This is a genomic window from Bradyrhizobium sp. 2TAF24 (assembly GCF_052115025.1).
Lineage (GTDB): Bacteria > Pseudomonadota > Alphaproteobacteria > Rhizobiales > Xanthobacteraceae > Bradyrhizobium_A.
This window is the reverse complement of sequence record NZ_JBFRFW010000001.1, coordinates 688661-712272: the sequence shown is the minus strand read 5'-3', so window position 1 is coordinate 712272 and position 23612 is coordinate 688661. Positions and strand designations below refer to the sequence as shown.

Sequence of the window (23612 nt, the reverse complement as noted above, 5' to 3'; positions counted from 1 at the left end):
CGGCGCAGGCCGCCGATGCCGCACTGACGACCGCGTCGGCTGAAATGAAGTGGCGCAACGGCTGGTCGGCTGCCGCGACCTTCGAGGGCGAGTTCTCCAATGTCTCGCGCTCATATGGTGGCCGGGGCGTCGTTCGCTACAGCTGGTAAGCGCGGGCGACAGCCCGCGGGACTGTTCCGTACGCGTCTGAGATTCAAAAAAGCCGCCCGACCCGGGCGGCTTTCTTTTTTTGGGCGATAGCCGCCAAGCATGCATGATCACGAGGCCCGCAGGGCCGGCCTGTCCGGTGTCCGGACGGGCAGGAGCCGTGATGCTCGCCGCTACTGCTTCTTCCGCGTCGCATCGACATTGAGGCCGAGCAGCTTCCAGACACGGTTGTTCTGGACGAAGCGCAGCCGGTACTTCACTTCCATGTCGTCGGTCTTGAACACGCCGGCGAGCACGAGGGCACCTTCGTTGTCGAGCGTGGCCTTCTCGAACGAATCGTAGTCGGCAGTGACCACTTCCTCGAAGAACAGCTCGTTCTTGCGGAACGGCTCGAACGCGGCCTGCAGCTTCTCGACGGCGAGCTGCGACTGGAATTCCTTCGATGCCTTGGCGAACAGGACCGAGTAGTCGTTGGTCATGTTGGCGTCGTTGAAGGTCATGAGGGTGGTGCGGATCAGCACGTCCTGGTCGTCGTCGCCGGGAAGCTCGGCGGCGGCATGAAGCGGCGCGACGGAGACCGCAGCGAAGGCGAACAACGCGATCACAGCCGCGAGGATGCGGCCGGAGCGGAACAAGGTCGCAAGGTGGTTGGAAAGCGTCGTCATGAAAGCCCCTGTCGATAGAGAATCTGCAAATCTCAGCCTGGTTATTCCCGCGCCGAACCTAACCGCAATGCGGGGGGATTGACCAGCGGCTCGCTTGCGTCCGGTTCGATCCCTACACCCCCATGAAGCCGGCGTGCCTGGCGGCGCACGCTGCGCCCGCGCCAGCAATTCATAGAAACAAATCCGGCCTGCAGGGGGGCTCCGCCGTCTCTGCCTCTCGAGGCCCGCGCCGAGGTCGGCGTGGTCCGGGATGTCGTCGGGCGGCGGTGAAAGGCTCGCCCGGCCTCGCCTTGCCGCCCCGTCGGCGGGTTTCTAGAGCGTTTTCGAGCGAAGTGGGCACGGTTCGCGTGAAGAAAACGCGTCAAAACAAATAACTAGAGCGCGTTCGTGATTCCATCAAAAGCGAACGCGCTCTAGTGTCCCGCGCAGATGCCGTTGATTGGCCTGGAGCTGCCATGGATCGCTTTGACGCGATGAAAGTGTTCGTGTCTGCCGTCGACGAGGGCAGCCTGGCCGGTGCTGCACGGCGGCTGCGCCGGTCGCCGGCGGCGGTCAGCCGGGCGATCGCGTTCCTGGAGGCGCATGTCGGCGCGGAGCTGCTGCATCGCACGACACGGTCGCTGAAGCTCAGCGAGGCGGGCGAACGCTATGCCGCGGCCTGCCGCCGTGTCCTGACCGAGCTCGAGGAGGCGGACCTGCTCGCCGGCGGTGAGAAGGCCGCGCCGCGCGGCACGCTGACGCTGACGGCGCCGGTGATCACCGGCGAGGACGTGCTGCGGCCGGTGCTCGACGCCTTCATAGACGAATACCCGACGGTGTCCGTCCGCTTGCTGCTGCTCGACCGGCCGGTGAACCTGATCGACGAGGGCATCGACGTCGCCCTGCGCATCGCCCACCTGCCAGATTCCAGCTTTGTCGCCACGAAGCTCGGGGAGGTTCGCCGCGTCGTCGCTGCGGCGCCAGGCTATCTCGCGCAGCACCCCGTGATCGGCGAGCCGGCCGACCTTGCCAAGCAGCGCATCATCGCCATGACCCATTTCGGCATCGATTCCTGGAGTTTTCCGCCGCGCAAGGGCTCGTCGGTCCCGCGCACGGTGCAGTTCGCGCCGCGGCTCGTTGTCAACACGGTGCGGGCGGCGGTGGCGTCCGCAGCGGAGGGCCATGGTGTCACGCGGCTGTTCTCCTATCATATCGCCGAGGAGATCCGGGACGGGCGGCTGCAGATCCTGCTCGCCGCCGACGAGCACCCGCCGCTGCCCGTCCATCTGCTGGCGCCGCAGGGGCGCTTCGGGGTGCCCAAAGTGCGGGCTTTCGTCGATTTCGCCGTGCCGCGCCTGAAACGCTATTTTGAGCGGCTGTCGCGCGAGGCCAGCCACAACGCCGGCGCCATGCGTGCGCGGCGTACACGTCGCAGCGCCCGATAGGGGGGCGATCGCCGTCACGCTCTGGCTTCCGGCCATCGGATCGACCGATCGCACCATCGGTTTTGTCCGTTTCCGAATGTCGCGCAAGTCTGGGAAACCTGCCCGCAGCGTTGGACATCAAGGAAAGATGGTGGATATGACGGTCGCAGATGCCAGAGTTCTCATCGCGGGTGGCAGTTCGGGTATGGGGCTTGCCCTGGCGCAGCGCTGTCTCGCCGATGGCGCGCATGTCGTCATCGTCGGGCGAAATCAGGAGAGGCTGAACCGCGCCGGCAAGCACCTCGGCGTTAGCTCTCGTCTGGAAGCCATCGTGGCGGACGTTACCCGCGAGAGTGACGTCGCCGGCCTGTTCGCGCGGGTCGGGGAGCTCGATCACATCGTGTGCACTGCCGCCGATATCCGCGGTGCCTACGAACTGCTGCCCGCGCTGGATCTCGACGCTGCGCGGCGAGCCGTGGAAAGCAAGGTCTTCGGTCCGCTGCTGCTCGCCAAACATGGGGTAGGGCGGCTCGCGCCGTCCGGCTCGATCACGCTGACGTCCGGCATTGCCGCCTATCGCCCCCTGCCGCGCGGAACGGTCGTCGCGGCCGTCAATGCCGCCCTCGAGGGGCTCGTTCGAGCTCTTGCGGTCGAGTTGGCGCCGCAGCGGGTCAACGCGGTCTCGCCGGGATGGGTCGACACGCCGATCTGGGCCTTCGTGGCGGGTGACAGGAAGGACGAGATGTTCGACACCATGGCGAGGCGCCTGCCGGTCGGCCGGGTCGGGCGCGCCGCCGATATCGCCGAGGCCATCACCTTTCTCATGAACAGCACGTTCACGACGGGGACGGTGCTGCATGTCGAGGGTGGTCACCGTCTGATCTGACGATCGTCACCCATTGGTCCGCAGCCGCCAGAAACAGCTTCAACGCAGGCGGTTGAACACGGCGGCGGCGCCAGATCAGGATGAGCCGCGCCGCAGTCGCGATGCTCGGCCAAGCGCGTTCGACCACCTCGCCGCGATCGAGCAGGTCGCTGACGGCGAGGCGGGGGACAAGCGCACTGCCGGCGCCGGCAGCGACGAGCCGGCCGATCGCGGCGATGCTGCCGACCTCAGAGGCAATGACCGGCGCAACGCCGGCCTCGGACAATGCCTTGTCGAACAGGTGGCGGTAGACGCATCCACGTTCCGTGGCAATGAAACGAGATGGTGCACTTGCGGCGATGTCCGCCGCAGCCGCCTTTTCAGTCCCGTTGGCAGGTCCGATCAGAACGAGCGGTTCGGAAGAGATGACGCGCTTGGCCAGCCGTTCGTCGATCGGGCCCTTGTCGAAGCAGAACGCGGCATCGATGGCGCCGTCGGCAACGCCTTGTTGCAGCTCGCCACTCCCCGCGATTTTCAGGTGTACGGCGATCTCCGGCTGTTGCTGCTGGAAGGAGCTGAGCCATTGCGGCAGCCTCGCGGCGCCAATCGTTTCCAGCGCACCGAGCGTCAGGGTCCCGCCGTCCAGGGCCGATGCGGAGGCTACCGCAGCCCGGGCCTCGTCTGAGAGAGCGAGGATGTCTTCGGCATAGACCTTGAGCGCGTCGCCCGCTGGCGTGAGGTCGAGGCCTTGCCGAGTCCGCACGAAAAGCTGCGCGCCGAGGTCTGCCTCCAGGGCCTGGATCTGGTCGCTGACGCTGGACTGGGCGAGGTGAAGCTCGTCAGCGGCTCGCGTGACATTGCGGGTGCGGACGACGGCGAGGAAAGTCTTGAGAAATCTGGGGTGCATCGATGTCATTGTGAGTGGCGGTTGCCGCATGCTACTTCGGTACGGGCCGCCTGGGTATGACTGATCGCCCGCCGGCCTCCTTCTATTCCGACGTGGGCGCGCGGTCGCCGTTCGCGCGAGGCCAGCGGCAATGCCGGCGCCATTCGTTCGCCGCGCGGAAGAGTGACTGCCGCATGACGGGCATTCGCGCGCCCCGAGGAAGACCCTAGCCTCTCTTCATCGTCAACGCGAGGCGGCAAGGCCGCTTCGGCAACCGATGGAGAGCTATCATGGGTGCAGAGCAGAAGGTCGTCGTCATCACCGGCGCATCGCAGGGCATCGGCGCGGGGCTGGTCGAAGGCTTCCGTAACCGCAACTACCGCGTCGTCGCCAACTCCCGCGCGATCAAGCCGTCGTCGGACGCGGGCGTGCTGGCCGTCGCTGGCGACGCCGGCGATCCGGCCACCGCCGAACGCATCGTGTCGCAGGCGCTGGATCGGTTCGGCCGCATCGATACGCTCATCAACAACGCCGGCGTCTTCATCGCCAAGCCGTTCACTGACTACACCGACGAGGACTATGCGGCGGTTCTCGCGGTCAATCTCAACGGCTTCTTCCATCTCACCCAGCGCGTGGTCCGGGAGATGGTGAAGCAGGGCTCCGGCCATATCGTGCAGATCACCACGAGCCTCGTCGATCACGCCAGCAGCAGCGTTCCGTCGGTGCTGGCCTCGCTGACCAAGGGCGGGCTGAACGCGGCGACGAAGTCGCTGGCGATCGAGTATGCGGGCAAGGGCATCCGCGTGAACGCGGTGGCGCCGGGCGTGATCAAGACGCCGATGCACGCGCCGGCAACGCACGATTTCCTGGCCAAGCTGCACCCGGTCGGTCGCATGGGCGATATCAAGGACATCGTCGACGCCGTGCTGTTCCTGGAGAGCTCGGGCTTCGTCACCGGCGAGATCCTGCATGTCGACGGCGGCCAGAGCGCCGGCCACTGATCTGCACAGCTTGCACAGGAGATCATCACCATGCCGATCGTCACCATTCAGGTCACGCGCGAGGGCACTGCCCCGGGGACGACATCCGTGACCGCGGCCGAAAAGGCCGCACTCATCAAGGGCACGAGCGAACTGCTGCGCGACGTGCTCGGCAAGCCGCTCGAAGCGACCTTCGTCGTCATCGAGGAGGTCGATGTCGAGAACTGGGGCTGGGGCGGATTGCCCGTCCTCGATTATCGCAAGGCGCGCGCGGCGCGCTCGTCCTGAGCGAGGTGACCGGATGGCGGCGCATCTCCGCCGCCATCCGTCATCGCTGGCAGCGATGGCTGCTATCGCAACTCTTCGTTTTTCAGCCCGTCATCACAGGCTTAAAGCTATGTCCATGTCGCGCACGAATGCCGGTCATCATCACAACGCCATGGCGGCTCGCCAGCACGATGCTGGTGGCCCGGTCTGGCTGTCCGCCACCGCGGGCCTGTGCGCCTCGCTGGTCGGCCTCGGCCTTGCGCGCTTCGCCTATACGCCGCTGATTCCGGCGCTGATTGCAGCGAAGTGGTTCACGCCGTCGCAGGCGGTGTATCTCGGCGCGGTCAATCTCGCCGGCTATCTCGCCGGCACGCTGGTCGCGCGCAGCCTTGGCGAGCGGCTGGGGGCGGTGGGCACCCTGCGCGGGGTCATGGTGCTGGCATCGCTCTGCTGCTTCGCTTGCGCCGTGCCGTTGTCATTCCTGTGGTTCTTTGCCTTCCGCTTCCTGGCCGGCCTGACCGGGGGCGTGATCATGGTGCTCGCCGCCTCGACGATCCTGCCGCACACCGCGGCGAACAAGCGTGGTGTCGTCGGCGGCGTGATCTTCGCCGGCGTCGGCCTCGGCGTCGCCGCATCCGGCACGCTCGTGCCGCTGCTGCTCCAGCAGGGACTGATGCAGGCGTGGATCGGCCTCGGTGCGTTGTCGGCGATGTTGACGCTGGCGAGCTGGAAGGCATGGCCGAGCGATGTGGCGGTGAAGGCCGAGGCGCCGGCCGCGCGCACCGCGCGCTCGCCCCTCGTCGTGCTGTTGTGCGGGCAATACGGCCTCAACGCGCTCGCGCTGGTGCCGCACATGGTGTTTCGCGTCGACTTCGTGGCGCGTGGACTGGGGCAGGGCATCACGGCCGGTGCACATTATTGGGTGCTCTATGGTCTTGGCGCCGTGGTCGGGCCGCTCCTCGCCGGGCATCTCGCTGACCGTTCGGGCTTCGCACCGGCGTTGCGCGTGGCGCTGCTGATGCAGGCGATCGCGGTTGTGCTCCCCGTGATCAGCACGGCACCAGCGGCGATGATCGTATCGAGCCTCATCGTCGGCGGCTTCACGCCGGGCATCGTCCCGCTCGTGATCGGGCGCATTCACGAACTCGTGCCGCACAGCGCGGCCGGCCAGCGTGCGGCATGGGCCCAGGCGACCACGACCTTCGCAGTGTTTCAGGCCGCAGGCGCCTATGGCCTGTCGTTCGTCTTCGAGCGCACCGGCGGCGACTATGCGCTGCTGTTCATGATCGGCGCAGCAGCGGTCGCCGCCGCACTGGTCATCGATCTGCTCGGCGCGGTGGTGGTTGGGCGGAACTGAGCGAGGCGCCCCTTGCGTTCGATCGGAGCACTCGCCTGTCGCGAGTCCGGGCGCCGGCTCAGCGGGTGACGAACGTCCACAGCGTATCGCGAATCGCATTGGCGTCGATCAGCCGGGCCGCCGCATCGTCGCGTCCTTCGATCCAACTGAAACTGGCGCGGGGGCGGTAAACCAGCTCGACGATCTCGCCGCGGTGATTGTACAGCTCGATGAAGCCATCTTGGACGCCGGCGAGGTTCGCGATCTCGCGCAGCACCTGGTCGAAGGTGGCGAAGACGGTGCGCTCGCCGGTGCCGCCGCCGGTTCTCGGGTTGTCGAAGCGCAGCGATATTCTCGGGCAGGGTGGCCGGTTCCAGCGCGAGGTCGGCACCAGCCGTCCGCGCAAGGCGTGAAAGTCTTCAGGCGTCTCGTCGCCGGAAAATTCACAGCCAAAGATCGGGATGCAGAGCGTTGTCCGCATCCGCTCGGCGTCAAGACGCCCTTTCAGCTCGGCATGATAGTGCGGCGGGACTTCGAGCAGATGGGTGAAGCCGTAGCGGTTCGGCTGCAGGTCGCGCTTGCTCGGGCGCACGACGCCTGTACATCCCGCCTGATGCAGCACCTGTGCGGCAAAGGCGTCGTCGACCAGATCCTCCGAGACGAGCAGCGGCGCGCAGCCATCCGCGCCGCACAGTCTGACATAGGTGTGGATCGTGCGCCCCGGCAGCTCGTCGCCGCAGCGAACGAGATCCGTGCCGATCGTTTCGACGGGGTAGAACTGGTTCCGCAGTTTTTCGAGCGTGAGCATGATCCGTCCCAGCGTTGCGATCAGGCCGTACGGTGACGATGGGCGGAAAGCACGGCGGCGTCACCCGTCGTCAGTCGCAAGATGGGAAGGCCGGCAGCGTTGCGATCAGCTTGCCCAGCAGGTTGGCCAGCGTTTCCTGTTCCTTGCGCGACAGCCCGGCGAGCAGGCGGCGCTCGTTCTCGACATGGCGGGTGATGATGTCGTCGATCAGCGTGAAGCCTTTCCTGGTCAGAGCGACGATCGTCCCGCGCCGGTCGGCGGGGTCGTCCTTGCGCTGCACCAGCCCGGCCTTTTCCAGGCGGTCGATCCGTCCGGTCATGGCGCCGGATGTCACCATCGTCGCATCGTAGAGCGCGGTCGGAGTCAGCGCGTGGGGCGGTTCGGCACGGCGCAGCGTGGCCAGCACGTCGAATTCGCCGGCTGGCAGGCCGCTTGCCTGCAGGAATGGACGCAGATGGTCATGGGCCACGGCATGAGCGGCCTCGGCGAGCCTGCCGAAGACCATCATCGGCAGGCCATCGAGGTCGGGACGTTGCGCCTTCCACTCATCGATCGCGCGGGCGGCTCGGTCCATTGGAATCTCACATTCGGTTGATCGCAGCATTCGTCTCATTGAAAAGAATCTTAGATATAAGATATGTCGCCGGCATGAGCGGAGCGGATGGGCGCTCCCGCCCACATTCGGAGAAACCATGATGTTGTCCAGCCTTCGCCGGCAGGCTCGCGCAGCCGTGTTCGGATTTGCGCTGACCTGCGGCCTTGCCGGCGCCGCCCAGGCGCAGTCGGTCAAGCCCGTCTACGACCAGCTCACCCCCGACAACAGCGTCCTGCTGCTCGTCGATTTTCAACCCCAGTACGTCTTCTCCACCCGTTCGCAGCCCATCGACGCCATAGTGAACAATGCGCAGGCGCTTGCAAAGGCGGCGCGTGTCTTCAAGGTCCCGACGATCGTCAGCACCATCGTCGCCAAGGGCTTCGCCGGACCGCTGCTTGCCGATCTTCAGGCGGTCAATCCCGACCAGCAGCCAATCGACCGCACGGTCATCAACGCGTGGGCGGATGCGCGGGTGCGCGACGCGGTGCGCGCGACCGGGCGCAAGAAGCTGATTATCGCGGGGCTGTGGACCGACAACTGCGTCATGCTGCCGGCGCTTGCCGCCCTCAAGGACGGCTATGACGTCTATGTGGTCGCTGATGCCAGCGGCGACTATGACGAACTGTCGCATCAGCAGGCCATGGCTCGTCTCGTCCAGGCCGGGGCCGTGCCCATGACGTGGCTGCCGGTCATGCTGGAATGGCAGGCCGACTGGGCGAACAGCGCGACCGCCGGCCCGGTCAACCAGATCATGCGTGAGCATGCCAAGGCGATTGCGGCAGGATCCCAGTATCTGCGAGCGATGAAATAGACGGGGCGTGGCAAGATCGAACATGCGCGGTATGCCGGCGTGTTCGATCCCGCGATCACCGCGGCGCCGGCGTGCGGCCGAACTACCGCCGCACGGTCAGGCCGAGGCCCGCCAGCAGATGGCTCGAGTGGCTGTTGAGGCCGGCGCCGGCGCGCGCGTCGAGTGCGATGTCGGGTGTGAGAAAGTAGACCACGCCCCCGACCGCGTAGTGCTGGGGGCTGGTGGACGCGAGGCCGCCGCGCGGATAGTAGGCGTCCCACTCCGCGAACACTTCCAGCGATTTCGACAGCTGGAAGACGCCGGTCAGGCCTGTCGCGATCAGATGCTGGTAGCCGCCGAGCTCGTCACGCACCTGATTGTTGGCGACCAGCAGCTCGATGCCGAACCTGTCCTTGAGCACTTCCCAGCCGAAGTCGGCATTGAGGCCGGGGAGCACCCGCCCGGCGGTGGTGGCGCTGGCGCCGGTCGGGACCGTCATCTGCGGAATCAGCGCGGTCGCGGGCAACAGGCCGTCCTGGGCGGTCAGGGCGACCTTGGCGCCGAGGTAAAGGTCCTGCGCGCCGATCGCGGTGCGCGTCACGCCGTTGACCGTCCGTCGCTCGCTCAGCACATTTTGTCCGACGCGCATCTCGAACCAATCGGCGAACATGCCGACGCGCAGCAGGGACTCAGGCATGGAGTGCGACTGGAGCTGGCTGCCGTTCCGCGTGAAGGTGTATCCGCCCTCCAGCACCGCGCGGCCCAGCCCGGCGGTTGTGCTGGCCTCGGGGAAATGCGGCCGGTCCGGATCGACGTGATCGTCCCTGGAGTCGTCCACGGCCGATGCGTCGGCAGGGAAAGGGCCCAGCAGTGTCTTGCGCACCTCAGGGCTTTGCGGTGCCTGCAGCGGCTGCTGCGCTCGGGCGCCGCCCGCCACGACAAGCGTCAGAACGCAGACGAGCGCAATGATCCCTTGCACGATTGTTCTCCCGGCGCCCAAGGTCGGCCATCGGGACCAGCGCGTCAAGCGCGAGCGGTCGGTCAATAGACGCTCGCGCCGTGCACTGCGTGTCGCTGCCGCAGCTTTCGCGGTCCTTCAGCCATGCGGTCTGATCGGTCGTCAGCTTGGTCTTGTCCGCCGGCGCGGCCTTGCGCGCCTTCGCCTTGAAGGCCGATGCGGCAACCACGTCGAGATTGGCGAGGCCCGCGTTTTGGCAGATGGTCTTTTCATCGACCTTCTTCGCAGCGTCACAGGCGAAACTCTGGGCATGACTATCGGTCCCCTGCGCCATGCTCAGCCACAGCATTGCGGGGATCAGCAGGCTCCAGCGGCCGAGCGACGGCCGGCCGCCTTGTCGAATTGAAGCGTTCATTCCCTGCCGATCTCCTTTTTCCAGCCTCGCTGGCGGATGCCACCCTAAGGCGAAGATGAGGGAACTCAATCCTTCCCGTTGAGGGCCGGCAAGACGGCAGCGTGGACAAGGCCAGGAGTCCAAGCGGTCGACGGAAGTCAGAATCGGCCCTTGTCATTTATCAATATACATTATATTTAATCGTATAATAAAATCTCAGACGGAGACCAGGTTCATGCGGACGGTGCGCATCACGGAGAAGCTTTCGGTCGCGGCCCAGCCGCCATTGACCACGTTCGCGGCGTTGCCGCAGGCCGGATTTGCGGCCGTCATCAACAATCGTCCCGACGGCGAGGACGCCGAGCAGCCGGGAACAGCGGCGGAAGCGGCAGCTGCGCAGGCTGCGGGTCTTGGCTACACGCACATTCCCGTGACCGGCCCGACGATCACCGAGGCCGATGTGCGCCGCTTCCAGGAGGCGGTTGCCGCCTGCGACGGCGCGGTGCTGGCGCACTGCAAGGGCGGCACGCGGGCCCTGACGCTGCATGTGATCGGCGAGGTGCTGGACGGCCGCATGGCGATCGACGAGGTGCGCGGTTTCGGCGAAGCACATGGGTTCGATCTTGCCGGCGCGGAAGCGTGGCTGCGCCGTCGGCAACAATCGGAGGCGTCATCATGACCATGACCGCATCCACGGCCCGGCCCGTCACGACCGCGCAACGCCCCGACGTGCAGGGCTTCTTCGACCCGCGCACCTGGAGCATCCAGTATGTGGTGTCGGATCCGGCGACGGGCGCCTGCGCCATTATCGATCCGGTGCTCGACTTCGACGAGAAGTCCGGCGCTGTTGCGACCACCAATGCCGATGCGCTGCTGGCCCATGTCGCCGCGCGCGGCCTGAAGGTCGAGTGGATTCTCGACACCCATCCGCATGCCGACCACTTTTCCGCGGCTCAGTACCTGAAGGGCAAGACCGGCGCGCCGACGGCCATCGGCGAGCAGGTGGTCGCTGTCCAGAAGCTGTGGAAGGCCATCTACAACCTGCCGCAGCTTGCGACCGACGGCTCGCAGTGGGACCGCCTGTTCGCCCATGGCGACCGCTTCACGGTGGGAACGATCGAGGGCCGGGTGCTGTTCTCGCCCGGACATACGCTCGCCTCGATCTCCTATCTGATCGGGGATGCGGTGTTCGTGCACGACACGCTGTTCATGCCCGACAGCGGCACCGCCCGCGCCGATTTCCCCGGCGGCAGTGCGGAGGCGCTGTGGGCCTCGATCCAGGAGATTCTGGCGTTGCCGGATGCGACGCGCGTATTCACTGGGCACGACTACCAGCCCGGCGGCCGGCCGCCGCGCTGGGAAAGCACGGTCGGCGAGCAGAAGCGCGCGAACCCGCATGTCGTGGGCCAGGACGCGGCGAGCTTTGTGGCGTTGCGCCGTCTGCGCGACGCCACGCTGCCGATGCCAAAGCTCATTCTGCACGCCCTTCAGGTCAATATCCGTGGCGGCCGCCTGCCCGAGCCGGAAGGCAATGGCCGCCGCTACCTCAAGTTTCCGCTGGACGCGCTTGCGGGCGCGGCATGGGGATGAGCATGACGATAATGGACAAGATCGACAGAGCCGGCGCCGGAATGACGGCTGCCGGCGCGGAGATGGCAAGCCGTGCGGACGAGGTCGCCGATCTCCTGCGCACGCTCGCCAACCGCAACCGCCTGATGATCGTGTGCACGCTGGTCGGTGGGGAATATGCGGTGGGCCAGCTCGAGGACGAGCTCGACATCCATCAGCCGACGCTGTCGCAGCAGCTCACCGTGCTGCGCGCCGCCGGCATCGTCGAGACGCGTCGCGAGGCGAAGCAGATCTTTTATCGGCTCACCGACGAGAAGGCGGCGCGGCTGATCGAGGCGCTGCATGACATCTTCTGCGCCGATGCCGGGCAGCCGGCGAAACGGTCGCGCTCCACGGGGGTGAAATCATGACGGCCTATGGCGCTTCGCTCGCCGGCGGGCTGCTGATCGGCCTGTCCGCCGCGCTGCTGCTGGTGCTCAACGGCCGTGTCGCGGGGATCAGCGGCATCGTCGGCCGCCTCTCGCAGGGCATCCAGGTGCCCGTCAATGCCGCGTTCGTCGCCGGCCTGTTGTGCGGGCCGGTGGTCTATCGCGCCGTGTTCGGTCAATGGCCGGAGGCGACGATCACCACCTCACCGGCGCTGTTGATCGCTGGCGGGCTGCTCGTCGGCTTCGGCTCCCGCATGGGCTCGGGCTGCACCAGCGGCCATGGCGTGGTCGGTCTCGCGCGGCTGTCACCCCGCTCGATGGTCGCGGTGGCGACGTTCCTTGGCGCCGCCATCGTCACCGTCGGCATCATGAGGGCGATCGGATCATGACACGTTATCTCTCGCAGACAGTGGCCGGGCTGGCGTCGGGCGTGGTGTTCGGCTTCGGCCTGGCGTTGTCCGGCATGCTGGATCCCGCGCGCGTGCGCGGCTTTCTCGACATTGCGGGCGCATGGAATCCAGCGCTCGCCTTCGTGCTCGGCGGCGCCGTGATCATCGCGATGCTCGGCGTCGCGCTGGCGCGGCGGATGCGCCGGCCGCTGCTCGATACCGCCTTTCATCTCCCGCCGACAACGGCGAAGCCTGACCGCAAACTCGTCGTCGGCTCGGCGCTGTTCGGGGTCGGCTGGGGGCTCGTCGGACTTTGCCCCGGACCCGCGGTCGCCTCTCTCGTGACCGGCCGCACCTCCGTGCTGATCTTCGTCGCGGCGATGCTCGCAGGCATGGTGCTGCACGACCGCCTGACGGCCGCCATCGAAACGGCCTCGCTGGCCCGGGAGGATGCATGATTGCCCAAGCCATGACGGCCGTCGGCTCCGGCGGCCTGGTCGGCTTCACGCTCGGCCTGATCGGCGGCGGAGGTTCGATCCTGGCGACGCCGCTGCTGCTCTATGCGGTGGGCGTCGCGCAGCCGCACATCGCGATTGGCACCGGGGCCCTCGCGGTGTCGGTCAATGCCTATGCAGGGCTCGTCGGCCATGCCCGCAAGGGCCATGTGTGGTGGCGCTGCGCGCTCGTGTTCGCGATGATCGGCGCACTCGGGGCGCTCGCGGGCGCGGCGCTCGGCAAGGCGATGGACGGCCAGCGCCTGTTGTTCCTGTTCGGGCTCGTGATGCTCGCCGTCGGCGGGGTGATGCTGCGGCCGCGCGCCGTCGCGGGCGCCGCGCCGGCACAGGCCGATCGCCGGATGTGCCTACTGACCGCGCTGATCGCGGCGGGCGCCGGCGCGGCATCCGGCTTCTTCGGCATTGGCGGCGGCTTCCTGATCGTGCCCGGCCTCATCCTCGCCACCGGCATGCCCACCATCAACGCGGTGGGATCGTCGCTGCTCGCGGTCGGCACGTTCGGACTTGCGACCAGCCTCAGCTATGCCTCGTCGGGGCTGATCGATTGGCCGGTCGCAGCCGAGTTCATCGGCGGCGGCATCGGGGGCGGTGTCTTCGGCACGGTCATGGCGTCCCGCCTGGCGGCGCACCACAGCGGTCTCAACCGCATTTTCGCGGCGCTGATCTTCGTGGTGGCGGCAGTCATCCTGGTGCGCAGCGGCCTTGCGATCGCGCATCAGGGATGAGTGGTCGGGGCCGCGGCGGCTCTACATCAGCAGCAGGCCGCGCCTGATGCCGATCGCGACGGCGTCGGTGCGATTGCGCGCGCCGAGCTTGGCGAGCAGCGTGCCGACATGAAACTTGGTGGTGGCGATCGAGATGTCGAGATCGCGCGCGATCATCTTGTTGGACGCGCCGGCGGCGAGCCGCTCCAGCACCTGCCGCTCCCGAGCGGTCAGAAGCTCCCCTGGCGCGGTGTCGTGGTGGTCTGGCGCGAGGGTGCGTCGTCCGGTCGGGGCCGTGATCCGGTAGCCATGGGCCGTCAGGCGGATCGCGGCCTGCAGCACGGCAGCGTCCGCATCGCGCGCGACATGGTTGGCTGCGACACCGGCCATGGCGCTGTCACAGAGAACGAGGAAAGGCCCGGCCAGGTCGTCGGACCTATCGGTGAGGACGACGTCCGCCTCGTCGGGATCACCGATCTCGATGTCGGCCAGTTGCCGCAGCAGCAATCGCACGCGCCGTTCCAGCTGGCGATCGGCAATGGCGAGGCCGATCAGCACCACGGCCTCTTCCGCCGCCGGTTCCGTGCTGTTGGGGTCGCCCGCGGTCCACATGCCAGCTATTTAAGTGGCCGCTGTCCGACCACAATGTCGATGGTGGCGGGCTGGTGGGCGCGCAGCAGGCCGAGCTTGACGGTGGTGCCGACGCTGTCCGGCCCCAGGCGCCGGAAGATGTCGCGCACGCCGCTGATGGCCTCGCCGTTCCAGCTGATGATGCTGTCGCCGACAACAAGGCCGGCGGTCGCGGCGGGACCGCCGTCGTCGAGCCTGACAATGATCGCGCCCACGCCGCGGTGGCCATCACTGAGCGGATGCAATTGAACCCCGATATAGCCGCGCGCGATCGATCCAGCCGAGACCAGCCGGTCGACGATCCGCTCGACGGTCTCGGTGGGAATGACGATCGCAGTGCGCCGCGGCCCGAATGCGGCGAGGCCGATCAGCTTCCCGGCGGCATCCACGATCGCGCCACCATGAGCGCGCCGGGCGAGCCGCAGGTCGAGGCGAATCCTGCGGTCGATCGTACCGCCGAGCGAGCTGCGCCACGCGTCGCCGGTTTCCGCGACAACGCCTGCGGCCACGCACTCGGACGTCGCGCCGCGCCCGATCGCCAGCGCGAAGTCGCCGGGTGCGACCGCCGGGGCCGGCTCCACAGGCGGGGGATCGACGTCGGCTCTGTACAAGGCGACATCGGTCGTCGGATCGCGGCCGGCGAATTCGGCGCCGACCTGCCGGCCATCCCCAGCAAAGAGCTTGATCTGATCGCCGGCCGCCTCGTCGGCGCTGACCACGAGGCCCTTGCGCCAGGCGATGGCGCTCGCGCGGGAACCGTCCTCGTTGTCGAGCGCGAGCACGCGGTCGGCCCATGCCGTCACGAGGTGTCGCACGCCGTTCGTCGTGTTGCCGTTCATCGCCATCTCCCGCCGTTGTCTGCTGGCGAGAGAATGGTGCGCCTTGCGCAGGCACATTCCCACTGGCCCGATGGCCAGGTGAGTAACGGCCTGATGGTCAGGTGACGGCGGTCAGGCGCCGCCGATCAGGATGCCGACGGCAAGCACGATGGCGCCACCGAGCACGATCTGGAACACCGCCTGCAGGAACGGCGTGTCCATGTAGCGGGCGCGGATATAGGCGATCACCCACAGTTCGACGAACACCACGAGGCCGGCGATCGCGGTCGCGATCCAGAATGCATTGGCCCAGCTGTCGGGCACGAGGTAAGGCACGGTGTGGCCGAGGCCGCCGAGCGTGGTCATCAGGCCGCAGATGCCGCCGCGCAGCCAGGGCGAGCCGCGGCCGGTCATCGAGCCGTCGTCGGACAACGCCTCGGCAAAGCCCATGCTGATGCCGGCGCCGATCGAGGCGGCAAGGCCGACCAGGAAAGTCTGCCAGTTGTGATGGGTGGCGAAGGCGGCGGCGAACAGCGGCGCCAGCGTCGACACCGAGCCGTCCATCAGGCCGGCGAGACCCGGCTGGACGTATTGCAGCACGAACATGCGGTGGCTGGTGCGGTCCTCCTCGGCCCGCACGTCCGGGCTGAGGATGGTGTCGGTGAGCTTGACCGCGCGGTTCTCGTGGCCGCGCTCCATCTCGGCGAGATCGCCGAGCAGCTTGCGTACGTGCACGTCCTGGGCCTGCGCTGCGGCCTTGTCATAGAAACGCGCCGCTTCGAACTCCATCGTCTCCGCTTCCTTGCGGACGGCGTCGAGCGGCAGATTCTTGGTCAGCCAGATCGGGCGGCGGCGCAGAAAGCCCTTGACGTCCTCGCGCCGGATCGGCGGCAGGTTGGTGCCGAAGCGCTGTTCGTACATTTCCAGCAGCAAGTGCCGGTGGTGCTTTTCCTCCTCGGCCATCTCCTCGAAGATCTTGGCCGATTCCGGATAGCGCTCGGTCAGGTCCTCCGCGAAGGTCATATAGATGCGGCTGTCTTCCTCCTCGGAGGCAATCGCGACAGCCAGGATCTCGCGCTCGGTCAGGTCAGCGAAATTCTTCATGAGATTGAACTTTTTAGGAGTTTAGAATTATTCTAAAATAGCGGAGTTGTCTCGCAAGGTCAACGCGCACCGCGGCCGGTGATCTCGCCCCTTTTCGCCCGTCGCCGTTCGTAATATGGCTCAGCTCTTATCCATATCGCCAGGATATGACGATGGAGCTTCGGCATCTTCGCTATTTCATCGCGGTCGCGGAGGAAGGGCACATCACCCGAGCCGCCGAGCGACTCGGAATGCAGCAGCCACCGCTTAGCCAGCAGATCCGGGCGCTCGAGCGCGAGCTCGACGTGCAGCTGCTGCGCCGCAAGCCGCGCGGCGTCGAGCTCACCGACGCCGGGCGGGCCCTGCTTGCGGATGCGCAGGCGATCCTCGCCCATGTCGATCACGCCTTCGCCACCACCCGCCGCACCGCGCGGGGCGAGGAGGGGCGAATCTCGGTCGGCTTCACCAGTTCCGCGCCCTTCCACCCGTTCGTGCCGCGGGTCATCCGTGCCTTTCGTGACAGCTATCCGCTGGTGGCGCTGACGCTGGAGGAGAGCGGCACCAACGAACTGATCGACAACCTGCGCCACGAGCGGGTCGATGCGGTGTTCATCCGCACCCCCGTGGCGGATCCGGAGGGCCTGGTCATCACCTCGTTGCTGGAGGAAGCGATGCTGGTGGCTCTGCCTGATGGCCATCCGCTCGCGCACGGCGATGGTGCGTTGACGCTCGCCGCGCTGGCCGGGGAAACTTTTGTGGTGTATCGGCGGCCGAACGGAGCGGGATTCTATGACGCGATTCTTTCGGCATGCCATGCCGCCGGTTTCAGCCCGCGTGTCGGTCAGGAAGCACCGCGCATCGTTGCGACGCTGAATCTCGTGGCCGCGGGCCTCGGCATCTCCGTGGTGCCGGCGTCGCTCCAGCGCATGCATCTCGACGGCGTGGTGTATCGTCGTCTCAAGGGAACTGCCCAGCCGACCGCCCCGTTGCGGCTGGCGACGCGCCGCGGCGACAGCTCCGCCGCCGTCCGCCGTTTCGTCGAGCTCGTTGGGCAGACAGCGAAGAGTTTCGAGGTTGGTGGGGAGGAGGTTGGTCCCTGACGGTGCTAACATGGCCGTGCAACGCGACGAACGTGGCGCGGCGAACCTGAACGAAGCAAGAGAGTGGCAATGGACCGAGCGGCCCGGACCGACATCATGAACTGGCTGACCAGCGCGGGGCTGACCGGTCTCGCCGAGACCGAGCTGCTGCGCGGCTTCTGTGAGCGCTGCCGCGCCGCCGGCTTCGACCTGTCGCGCGCCCTGGTCTTCATCGACACCTTGCATCCGATCTTCGAGGGGCGCGGCTTCCGCTGGACCGACATCGAGATCAACGAGAGCGATACCTTCGAATACGGCTCGTCCAGCAGCGGCGAAGGCGCGGCCAACTGGCAACGCTCGCCGTTCTTCGCGATGCTCGAGCGCGGGCACGGGGAGATGCGCATCGATCTGGAGCGGCCCCGGTCCTCCGATTTTTCAATGGTGGGTGATCTCGCCGGCAAGGGGCACAAGGATTGCGTGCTGTTCATCCATCGCTTCGGCGACACCGAAATCATCGGTGACATGGACTGCGTCTATTCCTACTGGCTGATGCGCGATTCCTGCGGCTTCGATGCGGCCGAGCGGCTGGAGGCGCTGCGCGAGCTGGTGCCGCTGCTCGGGCTTGCGGTGAAGGCCTGCGCGCTGACGCGCGTCGCGCGCACCCTTGGCCATGTCTACCTCGGGCGCGATGCCGCCGAACGCGTGCTGCACGGCCGCATCTCGCGCGGCGTCGCCGACCGGATCAATGCCGTGCTGTGGTATTCCGACCTGCGCGGCTTCACCGCGATCAGCGAGGCGATGCCGCCGGCCGAACTGATTCCGTTCCTCAACGATTACGCCGACGCGGCCATCGGGGCGATCCATGACGCCGGCGGCGACGTGCTGAAGCTGATCGGCGATGGCGTGCTGGCGATCTTCAATCCCGACGACATGGTGCTGGCGCGCCAGGAGGCGTTGCGCGCCGAGCACGAGTTTCGCAAGGCGATCCGCGACATCAACCAGCGCCGCTCGGGCGCCAACAGGCTGATCACCACCGCTTATGTCAGCCTGCATGTCGGCGAAGTATTCTATGGCAATATCGGCAGCGACGAGCGCCTCGACTTCACGGTGGTCGGCCCGGCGGTCAACGAGGTCAGCCGCATCGCGGCGATGTGCAATTCGGTCGATCGTGAACTGTTGGTGTCGTCGACCTTCCTCGCCGGTCTTGATCCCGCCGGCCGCGATCACTTTGTCTCGACCGGGCGCTTCGCGCTGCGCGGCATCGGTCGCGCGCAGGACCTGTTCACGCTCGATCCCGAGATCAGGACGACGCCGCCGCGTGCCGAGCGGTACGATCGCTATCTGAGCCGGGCGTTCGCCTCCGACACCGGCGTGTGACGCGGCACGGGCCGCACCGCGACAATATTGCGTCGCCGCATATCTGTTCGGCGCTGCCGCATATTTTAAGCTGCGACCAACGGGCGTGGGCAAATCAAACAAAATTGGCTTCCCTCGCTGACAGAGATCATATTGAATACTTCTAATTATCCGGCTGGATAACAAAGAAGAGCGCCGCATGAGCGTTCGCAGGAAACGGTAAGGGCCGCGTGGTCTTTCACCCGCGCGGACGGGGAAGAATGAGAGCAACCGATATTGCGGCACCCGACTACTTTCACAAGGTGGTCGACTGCCAATGGGCCTGTCCCGCGCACACGCCAGTTCCCGAATACATTCGATTGATCGCCGCGGGTCGTTATAGCGACGCGTACATGATCAATTGGCGGTCGAACGTGTTTCCCGGGATTCTCGGACGCACCTGCGATCGTCCCTGCGAGCCGGCCTGCCGCCGCGGTCGCGTTGAGGATGAGCCGGTGGCGATCTGCCGCCTCAAGCGTGTCGCGGCCGATTTCAAGGACGATATCAAGGCACGCCTGCCGCAGCCGCCCGCGGCGAGGAATGGCAAGCGTATTGCGCTGGTTGGCGCGGGGCCTGCGTCGCTCACCGTTGCGCGCGATCTCGCGCCGCTCGGCTATGACTGCACGGTGTTCGATGGTGATACCCGCGCGGGCGGCATGATGCGCTCGCAGATTCCGAAATTCCGGTTGCCGGACAGCGTCATCGACGAAGAGACCGGGTTCGTGCTCGGCCTCGGTGTCGAATTCCGTGGCGGCACGCGGATCGACAGCCTCTCCGCGCTGCTCGCGCAAGGCTATGATGCGGTGGTGGTCGGTTCGGGCGCGCCGCGCGGTCGTGATCTCGACATTCCCGGCCGCAAGGAAGCCGCCGCCAACATCCATATCGGCATCGACTGGCTGTCCAGCGTGTCGTTCGATCACATTCACTCGATCGGCAGGCGCGTCATCGTGCTCGGTGGCGGCAACACGGCGATGGACTGCTGCCGCTCCGCGCGCCGGCTCGGCGGCGTGGACGTCAAGGTGGTGGTGCGCTCCGGTTTCGACGAGATGAAGGCTTCGCCCTGGGAGAAGGAGGACGCCGCGCGGGAAGGCATCCCGATCCATAATTTCCTCGTTCCCAAGGAGTTCAGGCACGCCGATGGCAAGCTGACCGGTGTGGTGTTCGAGAAGGTCAAGGCCGAGTATGACGCCAGGGGGCGGCGCAGGCTGGTTCCGGCCGGTGAGCCGGATGTGCTGTTCGAATGTGACGACGTGCTGGTCGCGGTAGGGCAGGAGAACGCGTTCCCCTGGATCGAGCGCGACATTGGCATCGCGTTCGACGATCACGGCATGCCGGTGGTCGATCCCGTGACCTTCCGCGCCACCCATCAGAAGGTGTTCTTCGCTGGCGATGCAGCGTTCGGTCCGAAGAATATCATCTGGGCTGTCGCTCACGGCCACGAGGTCGCGGTCTCGATCGACAAGATGCTGCATGGCGAGGATCCGGCGCATCGCCCGGCGCCGGCCGTGACCGTGATCAATCAGAAGATGGGCATCCACGAGTGGAGCTACAACAATGAGGTGATGCCCGACGAGCGCTATGCGGTGCCGCATCGCGACAACGCCAGTGCACTCGCCAATATCAAGGTCGAGGTCGAACTCGGCTATGACGTCAAGCTCGCGCTGTCGGAAGCCGGGCGCTGTCTCAACTGTGACGTCCAGACCGTGTTCAGCGCGCCGTTGTGCATCGAATGCGACGCTTGCGTCGACGTCTGTCCGATGGACAGCATCACCTTCACCGACAATGGCGAGGAGGATGATCTGCGGCATCGGCTGCGGGCGCCGGCGCTGAACAGCTCGCAGGACATCTATGTCGCCGACGGCCTCAAGACCGGCCGCATCATGGCCAAGGACGAAGATGTCTGCCTGCATTGCGGGTTGTGCGCCGAGCGGTGCCCCACCGGTGCGTGGGACATGAACAAGTATCTCATTGACGTCACTCACGCAGGTCCAGCATGCCGTTAACTGCCGTCAACGACTTCGTCATCCGCTTCGCCAACGTCAACGGCTCAGGCTCGGCCAGCGCCAACGAGATGTTCGCCCGCGCCATCATGCGCATGGGCATTCCGATCTCGCCGCGCAACGTCTTCCCCTCCAACATCCAGGGTCTGCCGACCTGGTTCGAGATTCGGGTCACGGAAGCCGGCCATCTCGGCGCCCGCGGCGGCACCGACGTCATGGTGGCGATGAATCCGCAGACCTTCAACGCGGACGTGATCTCGATCGAGCCGGATGGCTATCTCGTCTACGATTCGACACGGCCGCTGCCGCCGGGGCAGTTGCGCTCCGACATCACGGTGATCGGCCTGCCGCTGACGCAGATCTGCAATGCCGAGTACAGCGATCCGCGCCAGCGTCAGCTGTTCAAGAACATCATCTGCATCGGCGCGCTGTCCGCGCTGTTCGACATGGACTTCACCGAGTTGGAGAAGCTGGTTGGCGAGCAGTACAAGGGCAAGGACAAGCTGATTGCGCCCAACATTCATGCGCTGTACCTCGGGCGAGACTACGCCACAACCCACTTCAACTGCCCGCTCGGGCTGCGTCTCAAACGCACCGACAAGGTCGGCAACCGCATCCTGATCGAGGGCAATACGGCAGCGGCGCTCGGTGCTGTCTATGGTGGCGCGACGGTCTGCGCCTGGTACCCGATTACGCCGTCTTCCTCGTTGGCCGAAAACTTCAGCCGCTACTGCTCCAAATTCCGGCGCGATCCGGAAACCAAGCAGGCGCGCTATGCCATCGTGCAGGCCGAGGACGAGATCGCGTCGATCGGCATGGTGATCGGCGCGTCGTGGAACGGTGCCCGCGCCTTCACCGCAACCTCCGGCCCCGGCATCTCGCTGATGCAGGAGTTCCTGGGCATGGCGTATTTCGCTGAAATCCCGACGGTGGTGTTCGATGTCCAGCGCGCCGGTCCCTCGACCGGCATGCCGACCCGTACCCAGCAGTGCGACCTGATCAACTGTGCCTATGCCTCCCATGGCGATACCAAGCACGTGCTGCTGCTGCCGGAGGACGCCACCGAGGCCTTCGAGTTCGGCGCCAGCGCCTTCGATTTCGCCGACCGGCTGCAGACGCCGGTGTTCGTGATGCTCGACCTCGATATCGGCATGAACCATCGCCTGTGCCGGCCGCTGACCTGGGACGACAGCCGCAAATACGACCGCGGCAAGGTGCTGTCGGCGACAGAGCTCGACAAGGCCAGGGATTTCGGACGTTACATGGACGTCGATGGCGACGGCATCGGCTATCGCACCTATCCCGGCACCCATCCGACCAAGGGTACCTTCTTCACCCGCGGCACTTCGCATGACGCCCGCGCCCGCTACTCGGAGAACGGGGCGACCTATGTCGAGGGCATGCAGCGGCTGCTGCGCAAGCTCGAGACCGCCAAGGCCATCCTGCCGCGACCGCTGCGCATCAACGCCGAGAAGAGCACGCGCTTCGGCGTGATCTATTACGGCTCCACGGCGCCGGCGATGAGTGAAGCCGCCGAGATCCTCGCCCGTCGCGGCCACGCCCTCGACCTGATGCGAATCCGCGCCTTCCCGTTTCACCAGGACGTCGCGAGCTTTGTCGCCGATCACGACTTCGTATTCGTGGTCGAGCAGAACCGCGACGCCCAGCTGCGCTCGCTGATCGTCAACGAGTTCGGCATCGATCCCGTGCGGCTGGTGCCGGTGCTGCATTTCGACGGCACCTCGATCACGGCCCGCTTCATCGCCGGCGCCATCAGCGATCGGCTCGATACCCTGAACGTCACGCCGTTGCGAAAGGCGCTGTCATGACCTATCTGGCGAAGCCCAGGTTCCACCATCCGTCCCTGCCGAAAAACGACATCGGCTTCACCCGGCGCGACTATGAGGCCTCGACCTCGACGCTGTGCGCGGGCTGTGGCCACGATTCGATTTCGGCTGCGATCATCGAGGCCTGCTTCGAGCTGTCGATCGAGCCGCACCGTGTGGCGAAGATTTCCGGTATCGGCTGCTCGTCGAAAACGCCGGACTATTTTCTCGGCGCCTCCCACGGCTTCAACTCCGCTCACGGCCGCATGCCGTCGGTGCTCACCGGCGCCAACCTCGCCAACCGCGACCTGATCTATCTCGGCGTCTCCGGCGACGGCGATTCCGCCTCGATCGGCTTCGGTCAGTTCGCGCACGCCATGCGGCGCGCGGTCAACATGGTCTATATCGTCGAGAACAACGGCGTGTATGGATTGACCAAGGGGCAGTTCTCGGCAACGGCCGACCGCGGCTCGAAGTCCAAGAAGGGCGCCGTCAACAGCGACAGCTCGATTGATCTCGTGGCGATGGCGCTGCAGCTCGGGGCGACGTTCGTCGCCCGCAGCTTCTCCGGCGACAAGAGCCAGCTGGTGCCGCTGATCAAGGCGGCGATCCAGCACAAAGGCGCAGCTTTCATCGACGTCATTTCGCCGTGCATCGCGTTCAACAATCACGCAGGCTCGACCAAAAGCCTCGACTATGTCCGCGAGCACAATGAAGCGGTGAACGCGCTCGACATCATGGTCGGCCGCGATCCGATTACCGTGGATTATGCTCCCGGTCGCGTCGCCGCGGTGACCCAGCACGACGGCACCGTGCTGTCGTTGCGCAAGCTGAACGACGACTACGATCCGCACGACCGTCTGGCGGCGATGAACTTCCTGCAGCGCCATGCTGCGGAGGGGGTGATCGTCACCGGGCTGCTGTATGTGGAGGCGGAGGCCGACGATCTGCACACCAACCTCGACACGGTGGCGACGCCGCTCAATCAGCTCGATGAACGCGCGCTATGCCCAGGCTCCACCATTCTGGAGCAGATCAACGCCAGCCTGCGCTGAAACGGACAAGGCCGGCGCAGAGGCCGG

24 protein-coding genes and 2 pseudogenes are annotated in these 23612 nt (G+C 66.3%); 17 read left to right on the top strand and 9 right to left on the bottom strand.

Annotation, left to right across the window (positions count from 1 at the left end; translation table 11 throughout):
* Positions 1–149 (top strand): annotated as a pseudogene (locus AB4Z37_RS03230) (autotransporter outer membrane beta-barrel domain-containing protein); the annotation flags it as partial.
* A 171-nt stretch (positions 150–320) separates the two neighbouring features.
* Here the strand turns inward: AB4Z37_RS03230 and AB4Z37_RS03225 are convergent.
* On the bottom strand, positions 321–812 hold the full coding sequence (locus AB4Z37_RS03225) for a hypothetical protein (RefSeq protein WP_441515218.1): 492 nt from the start codon (positions 810–812) through the stop codon (positions 321–323).
* A gap of 455 nt (positions 813–1267) precedes the next feature.
* Between AB4Z37_RS03225 and AB4Z37_RS03220 the strand changes: the two genes are divergently transcribed.
* Both AB4Z37_RS03220 and AB4Z37_RS03215 read left to right on the top strand, forming a co-directional pair.
* A complete protein-coding gene (locus AB4Z37_RS03220; RefSeq protein WP_441515217.1) occupies positions 1268–2236 on the top strand; it encodes a LysR family transcriptional regulator in 969 nt (322 codons plus the stop codon).
* Between the two features lie 136 nt (positions 2237–2372).
* Positions 2373–3101: an SDR family oxidoreductase gene (locus AB4Z37_RS03215; RefSeq protein ID WP_441515216.1), complete on the top strand. Its 729-nt coding sequence runs from the start codon at positions 2373–2375 to the stop codon at positions 3099–3101.
* Here AB4Z37_RS03215 and AB4Z37_RS03210 read toward each other — a convergent pair.
* A complete protein-coding gene (locus tag AB4Z37_RS03210) occupies positions 3052–3987 on the bottom strand; it encodes a LysR family transcriptional regulator (RefSeq protein ID WP_441515215.1) in 936 nt (311 codons plus the stop codon). The two genes, AB4Z37_RS03215 and AB4Z37_RS03210, sit on opposite strands and share 50 nt — an antisense overlap.
* Before the next feature lie 269 nt (positions 3988–4256).
* Here AB4Z37_RS03210 and AB4Z37_RS03205 point away from each other — a divergent pair, with 269 nt between their 5' ends.
* The 3 genes from AB4Z37_RS03205 (at position 4257) to AB4Z37_RS03195 (ending at position 6570) form a co-directional block, all read left to right on the top strand.
* Positions 4257–4967 (top strand): SDR family NAD(P)-dependent oxidoreductase, encoded by a 711-nt coding sequence (locus AB4Z37_RS03205; RefSeq protein WP_441515214.1) that lies wholly within the window; start codon positions 4257–4259, stop codon positions 4965–4967.
* Positions 4968–4997: 30 nt separating this feature from the next.
* The gene (locus AB4Z37_RS03200) at positions 4998–5234 is read left to right on the top strand and encodes a tautomerase family protein (protein WP_441515213.1); all 237 of its coding nucleotides are present in this window, start codon (positions 4998–5000) and stop codon (positions 5232–5234) included.
* A gap of 115 nt (positions 5235–5349) precedes the next feature.
* Positions 5350–6570, top strand: coding sequence for a YbfB/YjiJ family MFS transporter (locus AB4Z37_RS03195; RefSeq protein WP_441515212.1), 1221 nt, complete (start codon positions 5350–5352; stop codon positions 6568–6570).
* Between the two features lie 58 nt (positions 6571–6628).
* On the opposite strand, the gene AB4Z37_RS03190 is transcribed toward AB4Z37_RS03195, so the two are convergent.
* Both AB4Z37_RS03190 and AB4Z37_RS03185 read right to left on the bottom strand, forming a co-directional pair.
* Positions 6629–7357 (bottom strand): hypothetical protein, encoded by a 729-nt coding sequence (locus AB4Z37_RS03190; RefSeq protein WP_441515211.1) that lies wholly within the window; start codon positions 7355–7357, stop codon positions 6629–6631.
* Positions 7358–7427: 70 nt separating this feature from the next.
* A complete protein-coding gene (locus AB4Z37_RS03185; RefSeq protein WP_441515210.1) occupies positions 7428–7931 on the bottom strand; it encodes a MarR family winged helix-turn-helix transcriptional regulator in 504 nt (167 codons plus the stop codon).
* A 121-nt stretch (positions 7932–8052) separates the two neighbouring features.
* On the opposite strand from AB4Z37_RS03185, the gene AB4Z37_RS03180 reads away from it, so the two are divergent.
* On the top strand, positions 8053–8763 hold the full coding sequence (locus AB4Z37_RS03180; RefSeq protein WP_441515209.1) for a hydrolase: 711 nt from the start codon (positions 8053–8055) through the stop codon (positions 8761–8763).
* Positions 8764–8845: 82 nt separating this feature from the next.
* On the opposite strand, the gene AB4Z37_RS03175 is transcribed toward AB4Z37_RS03180, so the two are convergent.
* Together AB4Z37_RS03175 and AB4Z37_RS03170 are read right to left on the bottom strand one after the other, a co-directional pair.
* Positions 8846–9580 (bottom strand): transporter, encoded by a 735-nt coding sequence (locus AB4Z37_RS03175; protein WP_441515208.1) that lies wholly within the window; start codon positions 9578–9580, stop codon positions 8846–8848.
* Positions 9581–9626: 46 nt separating this feature from the next.
* A complete protein-coding gene (locus tag AB4Z37_RS03170; protein WP_441515207.1) occupies positions 9627–10115 on the bottom strand; it encodes a lysozyme inhibitor LprI family protein in 489 nt (162 codons plus the stop codon).
* A gap of 214 nt (positions 10116–10329) precedes the next feature.
* Here AB4Z37_RS03170 and blh point away from each other — a divergent pair.
* The 5 genes and pseudogenes from blh (at position 10330) to AB4Z37_RS03145 (ending at position 13720) form a co-directional block, all read left to right on the top strand.
* Positions 10330–11684: pseudogene (gene blh, locus AB4Z37_RS03165) on the top strand (bifunctional sulfur transferase/dioxygenase Blh).
* Positions 11685–11695: 11 nt separating this feature from the next.
* Positions 11696–12073 carry a sulfite-sensing transcriptional repressor BigR gene (bigR, locus tag AB4Z37_RS03160; RefSeq protein ID WP_249123069.1) on the top strand — a complete coding sequence of 126 codons (378 nt, stop codon included), beginning with the start codon at positions 11696–11698 and terminating at the stop codon, positions 12071–12073.
* Positions 12070–12480 carry a YeeE/YedE family protein gene (locus AB4Z37_RS03155; protein ID WP_441515206.1) on the top strand — a complete coding sequence of 137 codons (411 nt, stop codon included), beginning with the start codon at positions 12070–12072 and terminating at the stop codon, positions 12478–12480. Before bigR ends, AB4Z37_RS03155 begins: the two co-directional genes overlap by 4 nt.
* A complete protein-coding gene (locus AB4Z37_RS03150; protein ID WP_441515205.1) occupies positions 12477–12938 on the top strand; it encodes a DUF6691 family protein in 462 nt (153 codons plus the stop codon). Before AB4Z37_RS03155 ends, AB4Z37_RS03150 begins: the two co-directional genes overlap by 4 nt.
* Positions 12935–13720: a sulfite exporter TauE/SafE family protein gene (locus AB4Z37_RS03145; RefSeq protein WP_441515204.1), complete on the top strand. Its 786-nt coding sequence runs from the start codon at positions 12935–12937 to the stop codon at positions 13718–13720. Before AB4Z37_RS03150 ends, AB4Z37_RS03145 begins: the two co-directional genes overlap by 4 nt.
* Positions 13721–13741: 21 nt before the next feature.
* Here the strand turns inward: AB4Z37_RS03145 and AB4Z37_RS03140 are convergent, their stop codons facing one another.
* From AB4Z37_RS03140 to mbfA, 3 genes are all read right to left on the bottom strand, one after another.
* Positions 13742–14311, bottom strand: a complete 570-nt coding sequence (locus AB4Z37_RS03140; RefSeq protein ID WP_441515203.1) for a helix-turn-helix domain-containing protein — start codon at positions 14309–14311, stop codon at positions 13742–13744.
* Between the two features lie 5 nt (positions 14312–14316).
* Positions 14317–15174, bottom strand: a complete 858-nt coding sequence (locus AB4Z37_RS03135) for a S1C family serine protease (protein WP_441515202.1) — start codon at positions 15172–15174, stop codon at positions 14317–14319.
* A gap of 105 nt (positions 15175–15279) precedes the next feature.
* Positions 15280–16251 (bottom strand): iron exporter MbfA, encoded by a 972-nt coding sequence (gene mbfA / locus AB4Z37_RS03130; RefSeq protein WP_441515201.1) that lies wholly within the window; start codon positions 16249–16251, stop codon positions 15280–15282.
* Between the two features lie 152 nt (positions 16252–16403).
* On the opposite strand from mbfA, the gene AB4Z37_RS03125 reads away from it, so the two are divergent.
* The 5 genes from AB4Z37_RS03125 (at position 16404) to AB4Z37_RS03105 (ending at position 23585) form a co-directional block, all read left to right on the top strand.
* Complete coding sequence (locus tag AB4Z37_RS03125; RefSeq protein WP_441515200.1) at positions 16404–17330, top strand: LysR family transcriptional regulator; 927 nt, start codon at positions 16404–16406, stop codon at positions 17328–17330.
* A 69-nt stretch (positions 17331–17399) separates the two neighbouring features.
* Positions 17400–18686, top strand: a complete 1287-nt coding sequence (locus AB4Z37_RS03120) for an adenylate/guanylate cyclase domain-containing protein (RefSeq protein WP_441515199.1) — start codon at positions 17400–17402, stop codon at positions 18684–18686.
* A 239-nt stretch (positions 18687–18925) separates the two neighbouring features.
* The gene (locus tag AB4Z37_RS03115) at positions 18926–20707 is read left to right on the top strand and encodes an FAD-dependent oxidoreductase (RefSeq protein WP_441515198.1); all 1782 of its coding nucleotides are present in this window, start codon (positions 18926–18928) and stop codon (positions 20705–20707) included.
* Positions 20698–22533 (top strand): 2-oxoacid:acceptor oxidoreductase subunit alpha, encoded by a 1836-nt coding sequence (locus AB4Z37_RS03110; protein ID WP_441515197.1) that lies wholly within the window; start codon positions 20698–20700, stop codon positions 22531–22533. Before AB4Z37_RS03115 ends, AB4Z37_RS03110 begins: the two co-directional genes overlap by 10 nt.
* A complete protein-coding gene (locus tag AB4Z37_RS03105) occupies positions 22530–23585 on the top strand; it encodes a 2-oxoacid:ferredoxin oxidoreductase subunit beta (protein WP_441515196.1) in 1056 nt (351 codons plus the stop codon). Before AB4Z37_RS03110 ends, AB4Z37_RS03105 begins: the two co-directional genes overlap by 4 nt.
* Positions 23586–23612 lie beyond the last annotated feature (27 nt).